Source organism: Planococcus alkaliphilus, from assembly GCF_057031095.1.
In genome coordinates, this window is the sequence record NZ_CM168060.1 from 2,253,167 (window position 1) to 2,269,963 (window position 16,797).

A 16,797-nucleotide genomic window follows, 5' to 3' on the forward strand; every position below is an offset into this window, starting at 1 on the left:
AACAACAGAAAAGAGCGGGAGATCCCACTCTTCTGCGACAGAGCTATCAGTAAATGTTATTACAATAATACCATAATTATCGGAATGGTGCAAACGCCTAGAAGAGCGACAACTGGTTGGCATCAGGCATTCCTTCAAGGCACCCGTGGTCGTCCATGTATTCGATGATGGTTTTCGACACACGCCCGCGCTGCTGAAGATCTTCTTTTGATAAGAATGTCCCATGTTCCCGAGCGGCAACAATTGATTTGGCCGCATTGGTTCCAAGTCCTGGAATGGCATTGAACGGGGGAATCAAGGAAGTTCCGTCGATGATGAATTCATCCGCTTTCGATTTATACAAATCAACTTTCTGGAAAGTAAATCCGCGTTCCACCATTTCGAGTGCGAGTTCCATTACTGTCATCAAGTTCTTCTCTTTCGTCGATGCCTCTAAGCCTTTTGAATTGATTTCCTCTACCCGTGCGCGGATAGAGGAAGAACCTTTCGCCATGGCGTTGACATCAAAATCTTCAGCACGCACCGTGAAGTACGCTGCGTAATAAAGGATCGGGAAATGCACTTTGAAATAAGCGATCCGGACAGCCATTAAAACATAAGCTGCAGCGTGAGCTTTCGGGAACATGTATTTGATCTTTTTGCATGATTCAATATACCAGTTCGGCACGCCTTCTTTTTTCATCGCTTCTTCCATTTCCGACGTCAGCCCTTTACCTTTACGGACCGATTCCATAATTTTAAAAGCAAGCGAAGATTCAAGCCCTTGATAAATTAAATAAACCATAATATCATCCCGGCAGCCAATTACATCCGATAATTGGCAAGTCCCGTTTTGAATCAGCTCTTGTGCGTTGCTGAGCCAAACATCTGTCCCATGCGATAGACCGGAAATCTGAACCAATTCCGAAAACGTCGTCGGCTTTGTTTCTTCGAGCATTTGGCGAACGAAACGCGTACCAAATTCCGGAATGCCGAGCGTCCCGGTTTTACAGCCGATTTGCTTTTCGGTAACGCCAAGCGATTCTACGCCCGAAAAGATTTTCATCACTTCGGGATCATCTGTCGGAATCGTTTTTGGATCTATCCCCGACAAATCTTGCAGCATCCGGATAACAGTCGGATCATCGTGTCCCAGAATATCAAGCTTCAGCAAATTATCATGGATCGAATGGAAGTCGAAATGCGTCGTTTTCCATTCGGAATCCTGTGCATCTGCGGGAAACTGGATCGGAGAGAAATCGTATATATCCATATAGTCCGGAACAACAATAATCCCGCCTGGGTGCTGTCCTGTACTTCGCTTAACGCCTGAACACCCTTGGACGAGCCGATCGATTTCTGCGCCGCGAAGCGTCATGTCACGGTCATTGGCATAGCCGCGGACGTAACCGTAAGCTGTTTTTTCTGCGACCGTACCAATTGTACCCGCACGGAATACATTGTCTTCCCCGAACAATTCTTTTGTGTAGTTGTGGGCTCGTGCCTGGTAGTCACCACTAAAGTTCAAATCGATATCGGGAACTTTATCCCCTTTAAATCCAAGGAAAGTTTCAAATGGGATATCCTGCCCCTCTTTTTGGAAAGGGATGTTGCAATCCGGACAAAGTTTGTCCGGCAAATCAAAGCCAGATCCGACGGAACCGTCATCAAAGAATTCCGATTTCTGGCATTTCGAACAAATATAATGAGGCGGCAATGGATTGACTTCCGTAATCTCCGTGAGCGTCGCAACCAGCGAAGATCCGACCGATCCACGGGAACCTACCAAATACCCGTCATCCAAAGATTTTTTCACCAGTTTATGCGAGATCAAATAGATGACCGCAAAACCGTGTCCGATAATGGATTTCAACTCTTTTTCAATTCGGGCTTCTACAATTTCAGGCAGCTTCTCTCCGTAGATTTTATGGGCCATATTATAGCTTAATTCACGGACTTCTTCATCTGCCCCTTCAATTTTCGGTGTATACAAATCATCTTTGATCGGTTTGACCGTATCAATCATATCGGCAATTTTATTCGAATTGCCCACGACGATTTCATGGGCTGTTTCTGCACCAAGAAATTCAAAAGCATCCAGCATTTCATTGGTTGTACGGAAATGGACTTTCGGCAATTTATGGCGATTCAGCGGATTGGCCCCGCCTTGGGAACCAATCAATACTTGTCTGAAAATCGCATCGTTTTCATTTAAATAATGGACGTTGCCTGTTGCAACGAGCGGAATTTCCAGCTTTTTGCTGACCTTCACTAGTTTGCGGATGACATCTTCCAGATTCCACTCATCCCGGATCAATTCACGTTCGATCAAATGTGAGTAGACTTCTTTCGGATGGACTTCTAAATAATCATAGAACTTCGCTGTCTGCTCTACTTCTTCCATGGATTTCTGCATAACCGCTTCAAATACTTCCCCTTTGTCGCAGCCAGAGCCGACGAGCAGGCCTTTTCGGTGGCGCTGCAGCAAAGAACGCGGGATGCGCGGTACGCGGTAGAAATAATCGATATGTGAAGCGGATACTAATTTGAACAGGTTTTTCAAGCCTTCATCATTTTGGGCAAGCAAGGTGCAATGCGTCGGCCGGGAGCGTTTATAAGAATCCCCGCCGCCCACGTAATCATTGAGCTCATCGTGATAAAGAATCCCTTTTTGGTGAGCTTCTTTCAACAGATGCGTCAGTAGATATGATGTCGCTTCCGTATCGTAGATTGCCCTGTGATGCTGGGTTAACTCGATGCCGAATTTTTTTGCCAGCGTATTCAACCGGTGATTTTTCAATTCGGGATGCAGCATACGGGCGAGTTCCAAAGTATCGATTGTAGCATGCTTTGTATCAATGCCGTATTTTTTATAGCTGACGTATAGGAAACCCATATCAAATGAAGCATTATGGGCAACCATGATATGATCGCCGGCCCACTCATGGTAATTGCGGATGACTTCTTCGACTTCAGGTGCATTTTTCACCATATCATCCGTGATGCCGGTCAAGTCGATGGTCGTTGCTGATAATTCATGATGCGGATTGGCGAAGCTCTCGAATTTATCAATAATCTGTCCGCCTTTGATCTTTACAGCCGCGAGTTCAATGATTGTATCGTAAACAGCCGAGAGACCTGTCGTTTCCAAGTCAAAGACCACAAAGGTTTCGTCTTCTAAAAGCGCATGGCGTTCCTCGTAGGCAATCGGCACACCATCGTCGACTAGATTGGCTTCTAGCCCGAAAATCGCCTTAATGCCATGCTTTTTGCTTGCTGCGTATGCATCTGGGAAAGATTGGACACCTGCATGATCCGTGATAGCAATTGCAGGATGTCCCCATTTAGCCGCTTGCGCCACCAGAGAATCAACAGATGAAACAGCATCCATTGCACTCATCGGCGTATGCAGGTGCAATTCCACACGTTTTTCTTCAGCGGTATCTTTCCGGAAATCCGGTTTGATTTCTGCCATATCCTGTGCCATCATGACCAAATCGCGAACGAATGTATCCATTTGGATTGAACCGCGTGCTCTCAGCCACATGCCCTTTTTCAGGCTGGCCATTAACGCTGCATCTTCCTTGTCGCGTGAGAACATCTTCACAAGGATTGAATCGGTATAATCGGTCATTTTGACTGTCAATAGCGAACGGCCGCTTCGAAGTTCACGGACTTCCACATCAAAGACATAGCCTTCGATGGTAACTCGACGTTCTTCATCGACGATTGACTTGATCTCTGAAATGGTTTCATCCGGTTTGATCGCCGTACCCATTTGGAATGGCCCTGTAGGCACTCCGTTATCCACCCGATCCGTTTCTCTTTTCTTCATATCGGCTAGCGCTTTTTTCGCCATTTCTTCTTCTTCGATTTTACGCTGTTCCATAAAGGCGAGGTGAGCAGCTTCCTGATCACCTTCTGCCAATTGGAAATCGATGCCGATGCGTGGAAAACCGAATTGCTGGTATACGGAAACCAATTTTTCGGTGTATTTGGATTTCAATGCCATCATTTCATGTTCATGGCTGCAGCAAAGCATCAGCTTTGAGCCGCTCCATTCCGGAACTTGAGACAATAGCTGATCTCGTAAAGGCGGTGCCATGTCGGAAAATTCTTCAACGACATATCTCCAGTACTCCATTACCAAATCACCGTCTGCATTAGCGGTTTCACTTTCAATGGTTAATTGGATACTGGCAATGCTTGAAAACGTTGTATGCAGCCGCTCTTTCAATAATAGGAATAATTCAAGCGGCAATACTTGTTTAACTTTGATCAAAAACCGCCATGTCCGCTCTTTCTTATGGACGGTCATCCGAGTCAATTCCGCCTCCTCAAAATATGGCATATGTACATCTTCTATTAGGTCGAGATGCTGAAGAAGTAGCTTGAAGCGCATCTTTGAATCTTGCTGGTTTGTCATAACTATCCCCTTCGTCAAAATGTATTCCCATGATCTATAAGGTGAGTCTTTATATGTGCTGATTTCCCGGAAAACCTCTGCTTTCAGGAATGTTTTCCAGTATCATGTTCTTACTGAATCCATGTTGCTCATTGGTTACTTGATAACCGTAGCCTTAAGGCGGTTAGCGAAAAAACCACTCAAGAAACTGAAATTTCATTATTTAGGATAAAAATAAAGAAAGGAAAGTACAATTGTACTTTCCTTTAATCATATCAGATTTAACGATTATTTTTTAAAGAATTGCTGCACTTGTTCCAATAATTCTTCGCGTTTCCACTCGAATGTCTCACCAGTACGGCGATCCTTCACTTCTAAAATTCCTTCTGCCGCTTTCTTGCCGATCGTTACGCGAAGAGGTATACCGATTAAATCGGCGTCTGCAAATTTTACACCGGCACGCTCGTTGCGGTCATCCAGCAGCACTTCATAACGATTCGACTTTAGCAGTTCGTGCAATTCTTCCCCAAGCGTACGCTGCGTTTCATCCTTCATATTGACAGGGACAAGGTGGACTTCATACGGTGCTACCGCATCCGGCCAAGTAAAGCCGTTGTCGTCTTGGAATTGTTCAGCAATTGCAGCCACTACGCGCGATACGCCGATGCCGTAGCATCCCATAATATATGGCGTCGCTCTGCCTTGGTCATTTAAGAATGTCGCTTTCATGTCTTCACTGTAGCGTGTTCCCAGTTTGAAGATATGACCGACTTCAATTCCCTTTGCAAAACGGATCGTGCCTTGGCCGTCCGGCGACAAATCGCCTTCTTGGACAAAGCGGAGATCTGCATATGCTTCAACAGCAAAATCTTTTTCTGGATTTACATTGATGTAATGGAAGCCTTCTTCGTTCGCTCCCGTTATCCCGTTTACAATCGATTTCACTGCCTGGTCTGCAAACACACGAATCGAAGCCGGCAATTGGACCGGTCCGAGAGAACCGATTTCACAGTTCAACAATTCTTTCACTTCTTCCGGAGTCGCCATTTCGACGGCCATTGCGCCTGTTGCGTGTTTCACTTTCACATCATTGATTTCGTGGTCGCCGCGTGACAGTACAACAACAAAATCTTCATCTACTTTGAAAACCAACGTTTTGATGCATTTTTCTGGAGAGGTGTTTAAGAAAGCTGATACTTCCGCAATCGTTTTCTGGTCTGGAGTCGGCACTTTTCCCATTTCTTTCGGAGCTTCTTCCGATTTCGGATAGTCCATGTTCACTGCCGCCATTTCGATATTCGCTGCATAAGACGATGAATCCGAATAAGCAATCGTATCTTCTCCGATTTCTGAAAGAACCATGAATTCATGGTTGTCTTTCCCGCCGATCGCACCGGAATCCGCAATCACTGCACGGAAATTCAAACCAAGGCGCGTAAAGATATTCGTATAGGCCTGCATCATTACATCATACGTCTCATCAAGGCTTTCTTTCGTTGCATGGAACGAATACGCATCTTTCATCAAGAATTCACGGCCGCGAAGCAAACCGAAGCGCGGACGTTTTTCGTCGCGGAATTTTGATTGAATTTGGAAAAGGTTCAATGGCAATTTTTTATAGGACTTGATTTCGTCGCGCAATAAACTCGTGATGACTTCTTCATGGGTTGCGCCCAATGCAAATTCACGGTTATTACGATCAGTCAATCTCATCAATTCGTCGCCATATGAATACCAGCGGCCTGTTTCCTGCCATAGCTCGGCTTGCTGCAAAGCCGGAAGAAAGACTTCCACACTGTTTGCTGCTTCCATCTCTTCGCGGATAATCGTTTCCACTTTTTGCAGAACTCGCTTGCCCATCGGCAAGAATGAATAGATTCCGCTTGTGTTTTGGCGGATAAAGCCCGCTCTTAATAATAGTTGATGCGATTTCACATCGGCATCTGCTGGCGTTTCTCTTAATGTAGGGATAAAAGTTGCTGATTGTTTCATTCCAAAATACACCTCAACTGACTATGAATTTTTACTCTTTAAAAGAAGAACTTCTGAATATCGTTCCAAGTAACCACGATCATCAATAGCATGAGGAGCATGATCCCGACAAAATGGACCATCCCTTCTTTCTGGCGGTCTACCGGCTTTCCTCTCAATGCTTCAAGGATAAAGAACATCAATCGGCCACCGTCTAATGCCGGCAGCGGAAGCAAGTTCATGATCCCTAAGTTTATGCTGAGCATCCCTGCCCAGCTCATCAATGTGAAAATACCGTATTTCGCTACTTCTTCTGTCGTTTTGTAAATGCCGACTGGCCCTGATAACGCATCAATCGTGAATTGTCCAGTTACAAGCATCCCAAGCAAGCGGAAAATCTCCTGGAACCAGAACACTGTACGCTCCGCTCCATAAACGAAGGAGCCTAAAAAGTCCTTTTCAAATGGGCTTTGGTATAAAACGCCGATCACTCCGATTTTTTCCGGAGACTGCTCGGAAACTTCCGGCGTGATTGTGAAATTCAGCATCTCTTCGCCCCGCTCTACTTGGAATGGCAATGGATTTCCTGCATTATCCTGGACAATTGCTACTAATTCATCCCAATTCGCAATCGCTTTTCCGTCGATATTCGTTACTAAATCACCGTTTTGCATGCCCGCTTCAGCAGCTGGGCTGTCTTCAGTCACTTCCGTAATGATCGGTTCGTTTGTTGGAATACCCTGCATCATTCCGAGTGCTGAAAAAATGAAGAATGCCAAGATAAAGTTAAATAGCGGACCTGCAAAGATTGTCATAAAGCGATGTCCGATACTCTTCGAATCGAATTGGCGGTCATATGGCGCCAAAATGGTTTCTTTGCCATTTTCTTCGACTACCGCATCCCGGGCAACTTCGATACGGACGAACTTCTCTTCTTCATCGTATCCTTTAATATAAAGATCTTTTTCCAAGTCTGCTTCTTCGACTTCAAGCAATAAAATATCTGGATACATCGTTTTCTGATTCATGATGATTTTTTCGGCTTTGCCTTCTGAATTGAGCAAAACTCCAATCCGGTGCCCTGCTTGAATTTGGATCGTATCCAAATCTTCCCCTGCCATACGGACATAGCCGCCTATCGGCAAGAGCCGAACCGTATAAATGGTTTCACCTTTGGTGATGCCAAGAATTTTAGGACCCATGCCAATCGCAAATTCCCGTACTAGTATTCCTGCACGTTTCGCAAAGAGGAAATGCCCCAATTCGTGAAAAAATACTAAAGCGCCGAAAATTATGATAAACGCTAATACTGTCTCCATATAAACCCATCCTTATAAACCGTATTCGGTTTTAATCTTTAGCTATTTTAGCATGTTTTTAACGGATTTTCTTGTTTCAGCATCGACGTGCAGGATCGTTTCCAAATCGGGTACAGAAATAACTTCATGATTGTGCATCGCGCGCTCAATCAGCTCTTCGATTTGAAGAAACTTGATTTCTTCATTCAAGAACATCGCCACAGCTTGTTCATTCGCTGCATTTAATACAGTGGTCATCGTGCCGCCCGTTTTCCCTGCTTCAAAAGCAAGTTTCAGCGCATGGAAACGCCCATAGTCCATTTCACGGAAATGCAATTTCCCAAGTTCAGCAAGATTCAAGCGCTTCGCTTGTGGACGTGGCAAACGATCCGGGTAGGATAAGGCATATTGGATGGGCACTCTCATATCGGGCGTTCCTAGTTGGGCAATGACGCTTGTGTCTTGAAATTCCACCATGGAATGGATGATGCTTTCCCGGTGCAGCAAGACATCAATATCTTCGTACGGAAAATCGAATAGTACGTGGGCTTCGATTACTTCCAGCCCTTTATTGATCATCGTCGCTGAATCGATGGTGATTTTTGCTCCCATTGACCAATTCGGATGGTTTAGCGCTTCTTTGACTGTGACATTTTCCAGCTCTTCACGTGTCGAATCGCGGAAACTTCCGCCGGAAGCCGTTAAAATCAAGCGGCTGGCCTGTTCTCTTTTTTCCCCGTTCAACGCCTGGAATAATGCAGAATGTTCACTATCCACCGGCAATACGTCAGCTCCGTATTTTTTTGCACTGTCCAATACGAGATGTCCGGCAGTAACCAATGTTTCTTTATTGGCGATGGCAATGGTGCGCCCCAGTTTTATAGCTTCCAATGTCGGTTCCAATCCAACACTGCCAATAACTGCATTGACCAGCACATCCGCATCGTATGTAGCCGTCTCGATTAATCCCGCATGGCCAAAGACAAACGAGACGCCAGGATATTCTCTTCTAAGTTCATTTGCATCTTCTTCTCTCTGTACACAAACAATTTCAGGTCGAAATTCTTGAATGAGTTTTTTGACCACGTTAATATTTTTGCCCGCAGAAAATCCTCGCAATGTGAATTCTGTATGATGCTCTCTAATTATGTCAGCTGTTTGCATACCGATCGAGCCGGTCGCTCCCAATAAAATGATATTTTTACCCATTCAAATAATTCCTTTCTTAGATGAAATGCAAAAAGTGTAGCAAAGGCATAACAAATAGAATACTGTCGAAACGATCCAGTATGCCGCCGTGCCCAGGCAAAATAGTACCGGAATCTTTTACATTAAAATGGCGCTTCAGTGCTGATTCGACTAAATCACCCATTTGTCCGAAAACGGAAGCGATGATGGACACGCCAATAATCAGAAGCACCGGTTTTTCGAGGTCTACAAAGAAGTTGAAGATCAACCCGATAGCAATAGCCCAGACAATTCCGCCAACAAAACCCTCAATGGTCTTATTTGGCGATATTTCCGGCCAAAGCTTGCGTTTGCCTATTTTGCGCCCAGTAAAATAAGCCCCGGAATCCGTGAACCAAACCACTAGGAGTGCAAAGACGACAAACGCCAGCCCTTCCACTCGAGTTTCGATCAAGTAATAGAATCCGATTCCTACATATAAAGTGCCCAGAATCGCAAAAGCGGCATCGTCGAAAGTGAAGCTATTTTTTACGACTACTGTATGAATCAATAAGAGAATGACTGCTAAAAAGGCAATTTCGACTTTCACATAGCCGGTCACTTCCGTTAACTCGATTGCCCATTTATCTGGCAGCATGAATGCATAAAGTGCGATAAGGGATATGAGCCCCGGAATGCTCCACAAAGTTCTGCCTTTCATTTTTAAGAGCTCTTGCAACCCGATCGTCGCAAGTGCATAAGTAAGCAAGATAAACGGGATTCCGCCAATGATGACAAAAGGGATGAAGAGGGCAGCCGCTACAATCCCGGTTATGATCCGTTGTTTCAATTCGCTTCTTCTCCCTTCAATCCTCCAAAACGGCGGTTTCGCTGCTGGTAGTTCTCGATGGCTTCAAGCAATGACTCTTCGCCAAAATCCGGCCATAGGGTTTCGGTAAACCAAAACTCTGTATATGCCAGCTGCCAAAGCATAAAATTGCTTAAACGGACTTCGCCGCTCGTACGGATCAACAAATCAGGTTCAGGAAGCTGATTGGTCATCAACCCGTTTGTAATATGATCTTCTGTAATATCCTCTATGGCTAATTTTCCAGCTTGGACTTGTGATGAAATATCTTTAACAGCATCCACAATTTCCGCCCGGCTTCCATAGTTCAAAGCGAAATTCAAAATAAGGCCGGTATTGTCCTTTGTGGCCTCTTTTGCTTTGCGAATCGCTTCAATGGTGTGCGACGGCAAATTATGATGATAACCCATCATTTCTACACGTACATTTTCTTCAATTAATTCTGGAAGAAAAGTCGATAAAAATTCTTCAGGCAAACGCATCAAAAAATCCACTTCCATTTTAGGGCGTTTCCAGTTTTCTGTTGAAAACGCATAAAGCGTTAAAACACTTACCCCTAAATGATTGGCAAGTTTTGTGATTTTGCGGACCGTCTTCATTCCTTCATGGTGGCCAGCTATTCTAGGTAGTGAACGTTTTTTTGCCCAGCGTCCATTCCCATCCATAATAATGGCGATATGCGCCGGCACTTCTTCATTTGCCACGGCTAAAGCACGGCTTTCGTTTTCCGGCGCAGTATCGGCCATTCTTTTTAGTAGTTTATTGAACATTATCTAATCCTCCACCTATTACAAATCGGCATGTCTAATGCTTATCATATCAAAAAAATCGCCTTCGTGCGCTTTCTTTCACGAAGCACTTGTATTTTTTTGGCATAAAAAAGCGTCCTGTAATACAGGACGCTTAATAACGAGTGAAAGTTCGATTAGACTTCTAAAATTTCTTTTTCTTTGTCTTTAGCGACTTCGTCAATTTTAGCAATATAAGAATCCGTCAATTTTTGGACGTCATCTGAGTAGCTGCGCAAGTCATCTTCCGTGATTTCACTCTTCTTCTCGAGTTTTTTCAAATCATCGTTGGCATCACGGCGAATATTGCGTATACCCACTTTCGCTTCTTCCGCTTCTTTTTTCACTTGCTTCACTAAATCTTTGCGCCGTTCTTCTGTTAGTGCAGGGATCGCCAAGCGAATGACCGTTCCGTCATTTGATGGGCTTAGACCTAAATCGGATTTCATGATGGCTTTTTCAATATCGCCCATGACTGTTTTATCATACGGCTGGATCACGATCAAACGTGCTTCCGGAACCGAAATTCCAGCTACTTGGTTGATCGGTGTTGGAGCTCCGTAGTATTCTACTGTCAGCTTATTCAGGATTGAAGGGTTTGCACGTCCTGCGCGGATAGAAGAAAGTTCACGTGAAAAAGCTTGAATGGCATTTTCCATTTTTGTTTTCGTATCGTTCAATACAGTTTTCGGCATTATATTGTTCTCCTCACTACTGTCCCGATTTTTTCACCGAGAACAGCCCGTTTTATATTTCCATTTTCCATAATTGAGAATACTACGAGTGGAATGTCATTGTCCATACAAAGTGTAGAAGCAGTAGAATCCATCACTTGCAGCCCTTGCTGAATTACATCGAAATAGGAAAGCTCTTCGTATTTAACAGCAGTTGAATCTGTTTTCGGATCAGCTGAATATACGCCATCCACATTGTTCTTCGCCATTAAAATTACATCTGCTTCAATTTCAGCAGCACGGAGTGCAGCTGTCGTATCGGTCGAGAAGTAAGGATTTCCTGTACCTGCAGCAAAGATGACTACGCGTTTTTTCTCCAAATGGCGGATCGCTCTTCTGCGGATATAAGGTTCTGCAACTTGGCGCATTTCAATAGAAGAAAGTACGCGCGTTTCAATGCCTTGCTTTTCCAAGGAATCCTGCAATGCCAATGAATTCATAACGGTTGCAAGCATTCCCATATAATCTGCAGTGGCACGGTCCATTCCCATTTCTGAGCCGATTTTGCCTCTCCAAATGTTGCCGCCGCCTACAACTACAGCAACTTCTACACCCAGCTCTACTACTTCTTTGACTTGGCTGGCTACCGTTTTGATGATTTCAGGAGACAAACCAAAACCTTGTCCACCTGCCATCGCTTCTCCACTTAGTTTTAGTACAATGCGTTTATATTGTTGAACACTCATCGGTACCCTCCATTACACTTTTATTGAAAAATAGGGAACACTTGGACGTGTTCCCCAGGTAAAACATATTAAATGATTATTTTTTGTTGACTTGGCTCATAACTTCATCAGCAAAGTTATCTTCGCGTTTTTCGATTCCTTCTCCAACTTCATAACGGATGAATTCTTTTACAGATCCGCCAGTTGAAGCTGCGAAATCGCGTACTTTTTGGTCTGAGTTTTTAACGAAAGCTTGGTCAAGCAAGCAAACGTCTTCGAAGTATTTACCAAGGCGGCCTTCTACCATCTTCGCAACGATGTTTTCAGGTTTGCCTTCGTTTAGAGCTTGTTCAGTCAAGATTTTGCGCTCATGTTCTACTTCTTCAGCAGAAACTTCATCGCGTGATACATATTTAGGGTTCAATGCAGCAATGTGCATTGCGATATCGCGTGCTGCGCTATCGTCAGTTGAGTTTTCAAGAACAACTAGTACGGAAATGCGGCCACCCATGTGCAGGTATGGACCAAAAGCATCTGCGTCTGTTTTTGTACGGATTTCAAAACGGCGCAAAGTGATTTTTTCACCGATTTTAGCGATTGCATTTGAGATGTGGTCCGCAACAGTAGAACCGTTAGACATTGTTGAAGCAGTAGCTTCTTCAATTGTAGCCGGTTTTGTTGTGATCAAGTGCTCACCAAGTTCTTTAACAAGCGTTTGGAAACCTTCGTTTTTCGCTACGAAATCTGTTTCAGCGTTTACTTCGAAGATGACTGCATCGTTGCCTTGAACAAGGATTGAAGTGATCCCTTCAGCAGCGATTCTGTCCGCTTTTTTAGAAGCGCTTGAAAGGCCTTTTTCACGCAAGAAATCCATTGCTGCGTCGATGTCGCCATCTGTTTGTACTAGTGCTTTTTTGCAATCCATCATACCTGCGCCTGTTTTTTCACGCAATTCTTTTACCATTTGAGCTGTAACTGCCATGATTAAATTCCTCCTTAAGATGTGTACGATTTCTCAAAAAAAGGTGATAAGTGGGTTTGGCCGCTTATCACCTGTCATACTTGTGAATTACTCAGCAGATTCTGCTGCTACTTCTTCGTCTTCTTCAGGTTTTGACTCAAGCAAAGCATCAGCCATTTTACCAGTCAAAAGTTTAACCGCGCGGATTGCATCATCGTTTGCAGGGATTACATAATCGATTTCATCCGGATCACAGTTTGTATCAACGATACCAACGATAGGAATGTTCAATTTGATTGCTTCTGCTACTGCAATGCGTTCTTTACGTGGGTCAACTACGAACATTACGTCCGGAAGTGAACTCATATCACGGATACCGCCAAGGAATTTAACAAGACGTTCGTGTTGTTTTTTCAATTGAACTACTTCTTTTTTCGGTAGAACTTCAAAAGTTCCATCTTCTTCCATGCGTTCGATTTGTTTCAAACGATTCACACGTTTTTGGATTGTACCGAAGTTAGTAAGTGTTCCACCCAACCAACGTTGGTTGATGTAGTAGTTGCCAGAACGTTCTGCTTCTTCTTTGATCGCGTCCTGAGCTTGTTTTTTCGTACCAACGAATAGTACTTTACCGCCTTCTTCGCCCACTTGTTTCATGAAGCTATAAGCTTCTTCCAATTTGCGGACTGTTTTTTGAAGATCGATAATGTAGATACCGTTACGCTCGACGAAAATATATTTTTTCATTTTCGGGTTCCAACGGCGAGTCTGGTGACCGAAGTGTACACCAGCTTCAAGCAATTGTTTCATAGAAATTACTGACATGTTTGTTTCCTCCTGATAGGTTATTTTTCCCTCCGCATTTTTCTTCTCTGAACCGTTACTTTTGCAAGCACCTGCGGAACAGATCAAAATGCGTGTGTATTTAACACCATTTGAAATTATACCACGGTCTTCCTTAGTTCCGCAACAAGTTTGTTTAACAAGTTGAATTTGTTCGTAAATATTCTGTAAAACAGCTTCGCTTTCCTACGGGCTCCAAAGGAAAGCGTCCGTCCAGAGCAAAACGCGAGTCTTCTCATCAATGTCTCATCACACAAAAAAGACACCGGAATTTATCCGATGCCTTTCGATTTTAATTAGTTCATTTTTAATTGTTCAAGTTCAGCTAGGAATTTCGTGTTCAATACTTTAATGTATGTCCCTTTCATTCCTAGAGAGCGTGATTCGATTACGCCAGCACTTTCAAGTTTGCGAAGTGCGTTAACGATAACTGAACGAGTGATGCCGACACGGTCAGCGATTTTCGAAGCGACTAGCAAACCTTCGTTGCCGTCAAGTTCTTCAAAAATATGTTCGATGGCTTCAAGTTCACTATATGAAAGTGAAGAAATCGCCATTTGAACAACAGCTTTGCTGCGTGCTTCCTCTTCGATGCGGTCGCCTTTTTCGCGAAGGATTTCCATCCCAACTACTGTAGCACCGTATTCTCCAAGAATTAAATCATCATCGTGGAATTCTCCGTTGACGCGGCCTAAAAGAAGCGTACCTAAACGTTCTCCGCCACCGATGATCGGTACGATCGTTGTTAAAGCTTCTTTGAACAATTCACGCTCTTCCACTGGGAAGATTGTGTGTTCGCTGTTGACATCCAAGTTTTCAGTTGTTTCGTGGATGTTTGAAAGGTTTTGAGTATACTCAGTTGGGAATTGACGCTCTTCAAGCATCCCGATCATGCGCTCGTTTTCAATTTGCTGGTTGATTGCATATCCAAGAACTTTACCTTTGCGGCTTACGACGAAAGCGTTGCATTCGATTACTTCGCTTAATGTTTCAGCCATGTCCTTGAAGTTTACAGGTTTCCCTGCAGCAGCTTGCAGCATTGAGTTAATACGACGTGTTTTTTCCAATAAATTCATTTAAATGAACCTCCTACTAATTTGCGAACAGTATTTATTTAATATTCTAAAGGTTTTTACTACTTAATGAAACTATTTTGCATGAAATTACAGAATAAATTGTGACAAATCTTTGTTTTTAGCCACATTTTCAAGCTTTTCGTTCACATATTGAGGCGTGATATCGATTTGAGCCGGCGAAATCTCCGAAGCTTCAAATGACAGATCCTCCAATAAGCGTTCTAAAATCGTATGGAGCCTTCTAGCACCGATATTATCGGTATCCTGATTCACTTCATACGCTATTTCCGCTAGTCTGGTAATTGACGCATCATTGAAGTGTACCATAACTCCTTCTGTTTCGAGAAGCGCTTTGTACTGATTTATCAAAGAATGTTTTGGTTCAGTAAGAATTTTGACGAAATCTTCGACTTCAAGCTTCTGAAGTTCAACACGAATCGGAAAGCGTCCCTGCAATTCCGGGATCAAATCAGAAGGTTTTGACATATGGAACGCTCCGGCTGCCACAAACAGCACATAATCCGTTTTCACAGCCCCATATTTCGTCGATACGGTTGACCCTTCAACAATCGGCAAGATATCGCGCTGTACCCCTTCCCGAGAAACATCTGCTGATGAAGAGTTGTTTTTGCTTGCAATCTTATCCATTTCATCAATGAAGATAATGCCGTGCTGTTCAGCGCGTTGGATAGCTTCTAAAGCTACTTCCTCGTCATCCACCAATTTCGCAGCTTCTTCAGCCGTTAATATCCGACGGGCTTCCTTCACTTGCAAACGGCGCTTTTTCTTTTTCTTCGGCATCAATGAAGACAAAGCATCTTGCATATTTGCTCCCATTTGTTCCATTCCCGAACCTTGCAAAGCATCAAACATGGACGGCATATTTTCGGTCACTTCCACCATGACCCATTCGTCTTCCAGTTTTCCCGCTTTCAAGTCTGCAGCAATTTCCCGGCGTTTTACGCGGACTTCCACTTCAGCTGTCGGATCTTCCTCTTCTTGCTGCTCCATTTTCTGCCCGAAAAGCATTTCCAATGGATTTTGGCCATTCGCTTTTTTCTTGCGGGACGGCGCTAGCAATTTCACTATCCGTTCGTTGGCCGCAGATTCTGCTTGGAACTTGACGGCTTCGAATTTTTCTTCCTTGACGATGCGGACAGCCGCTTCCACAAGGTCGCGGACCATTGATTCCACATCTCGTCCGACATAACCCACTTCTGTAAATTTCGTCGCTTCCACTTTAACAAAAGGCGCACCTGTCAGTTTTGCAATGCGACGGGCAATTTCCGTTTTCCCTACTCCCGTCGGTCCGATCATTAAAATGTTTTTCGGAATCACTTCGTCTCTCAATTCTTCATCCAACCGGCTTCTGCGGTAACGGTTTCTGAGTGCGATAGCAATTGAACGTTTAGCATCTTTTTGCCCGACGATGTAACGGTCCAAATGGTCGGTGATTTGTCTAGGAGTTAAATCTTGTTGTGTTTTCATTTCCCCAACTCCTCTACGATGATTTCATGGTTCGTATATACACAAATATCCGCTGCTGTTTCGAGTGCAGACTGTGCAATTTCTTTAGCAGTCATTTGATCGCCGGCGTATTTTTTCAATGCACGCCCGGCAGCTAATGCGTAATTTCCGCCAGAACCGATCGCGAGTATGCCATCGTCCGGTTCGATCACTTCGCCTGTTCCGGCTACGAGAAGCAGTTCGCTTTTGTTCATAACGATCAACATCGCTTCTAATTGGCGAAGAATTTTATCTCCACGCCATTGTTTTGCCAGTTCAACGGCTGCGCGTTGTAGATTGCCATTGTATTCAGTCAGCTTGCCTTCGAACATTTCAAAAAGCGTAAAAGCATCCGCTACTGAACCGGCAAACCCGGTCAGTACCTGGCCGTTGTATAATCTCCGAACTTTTCTCGCTGTATGTTTCATAACGACTGCATTGCCGAAAGTGACTTGCCCGTCGCCTGACATCGCACATTCGCCGTTATGCCGCACTGCAAATATCGTAGTTGCATGGAATTCTTGCATGGTAAGTCC

The 16,797-nt window shown here is 44.1% G+C and carries 13 protein-coding genes; all 13 read right to left on the reverse strand.

All coding sequences use genetic code 11. The features are described 5' to 3' along the window. Positions 1-97: 97 nt before the first annotated feature. Entirely contained in the window at positions 98-4,405 is a 4,308-nt protein-coding gene (locus AC2EXB_RS12065) for a PolC-type DNA polymerase III (RefSeq protein ID WP_483601638.1), read from the reverse strand. Between the two features lie 267 nt (positions 4,406-4,672). Next, positions 4,673-6,376 (reverse strand): proline--tRNA ligase, encoded by a 1,704-nt coding sequence (locus AC2EXB_RS12070; RefSeq protein WP_483601639.1) that lies wholly within the window; start codon positions 6,374-6,376, stop codon positions 4,673-4,675. 38 nt (positions 6,377-6,414) lie between these two features. Further along, positions 6,415-7,674 carry an RIP metalloprotease RseP gene (rseP, locus tag AC2EXB_RS12075; RefSeq protein ID WP_483601640.1) on the reverse strand — a complete coding sequence of 420 codons (1,260 nt, stop codon included), beginning with the start codon at positions 7,672-7,674 and terminating at the stop codon, positions 6,415-6,417. Between the two features lie 42 nt (positions 7,675-7,716). Further along, a complete protein-coding gene (gene dxr, locus AC2EXB_RS12080; protein WP_483601641.1) occupies positions 7,717-8,862 on the reverse strand; it encodes a 1-deoxy-D-xylulose-5-phosphate reductoisomerase in 1,146 nt (381 codons plus the stop codon). Between the two features lie 16 nt (positions 8,863-8,878). Then, positions 8,879-9,670 (reverse strand): phosphatidate cytidylyltransferase, encoded by a 792-nt coding sequence (locus AC2EXB_RS12085; protein ID WP_235196568.1) that lies wholly within the window; start codon positions 9,668-9,670, stop codon positions 8,879-8,881. Then, complete coding sequence (locus tag AC2EXB_RS12090) at positions 9,667-10,458, reverse strand: isoprenyl transferase (protein WP_483601642.1); 792 nt, start codon at positions 10,456-10,458, stop codon at positions 9,667-9,669. Before AC2EXB_RS12090 ends, AC2EXB_RS12085 begins: the two co-directional genes overlap by 4 nt. 155 nt (positions 10,459-10,613) lie before the next feature. Then, positions 10,614-11,171, reverse strand: a complete 558-nt coding sequence (gene frr / locus AC2EXB_RS12095; RefSeq protein WP_235196569.1) for a ribosome recycling factor — start codon at positions 11,169-11,171, stop codon at positions 10,614-10,616. Next, positions 11,171-11,896 carry a UMP kinase gene (gene pyrH, locus AC2EXB_RS12100; RefSeq protein WP_235196570.1) on the reverse strand — a complete coding sequence of 242 codons (726 nt, stop codon included), beginning with the start codon at positions 11,894-11,896 and terminating at the stop codon, positions 11,171-11,173. Before pyrH ends, frr begins: the two co-directional genes overlap by 1 nt. Before the next feature lie 76 nt (positions 11,897-11,972). Then, complete coding sequence (gene tsf / locus AC2EXB_RS12105; RefSeq protein ID WP_235196571.1) at positions 11,973-12,857, reverse strand: translation elongation factor Ts; 885 nt, start codon at positions 12,855-12,857, stop codon at positions 11,973-11,975. A gap of 87 nt (positions 12,858-12,944) precedes the next feature. Then, positions 12,945-13,661, reverse strand: a complete 717-nt coding sequence (gene rpsB, locus AC2EXB_RS12110) for a 30S ribosomal protein S2 (RefSeq protein ID WP_235196572.1) — start codon at positions 13,659-13,661, stop codon at positions 12,945-12,947. A gap of 314 nt (positions 13,662-13,975) precedes the next feature. Continuing rightward, the gene (gene codY / locus AC2EXB_RS12115) at positions 13,976-14,755 is read right to left on the reverse strand and encodes a GTP-sensing pleiotropic transcriptional regulator CodY (RefSeq protein ID WP_052651250.1); all 780 of its coding nucleotides are present in this window, start codon (positions 14,753-14,755) and stop codon (positions 13,976-13,978) included. Positions 14,756-14,842: 87 nt separating this feature from the next. Then, a complete protein-coding gene (gene hslU, locus AC2EXB_RS12120) occupies positions 14,843-16,243 on the reverse strand; it encodes an HslU--HslV peptidase ATPase subunit (RefSeq protein ID WP_235196573.1) in 1,401 nt (466 codons plus the stop codon). After that, positions 16,240-16,788 carry an ATP-dependent protease subunit HslV gene (gene hslV / locus AC2EXB_RS12125; protein ID WP_251474366.1) on the reverse strand — a complete coding sequence of 183 codons (549 nt, stop codon included), beginning with the start codon at positions 16,786-16,788 and terminating at the stop codon, positions 16,240-16,242. The genes hslU and hslV overlap by 4 nt, the downstream gene beginning before the upstream one ends. Positions 16,789-16,797 lie beyond the last annotated feature (9 nt).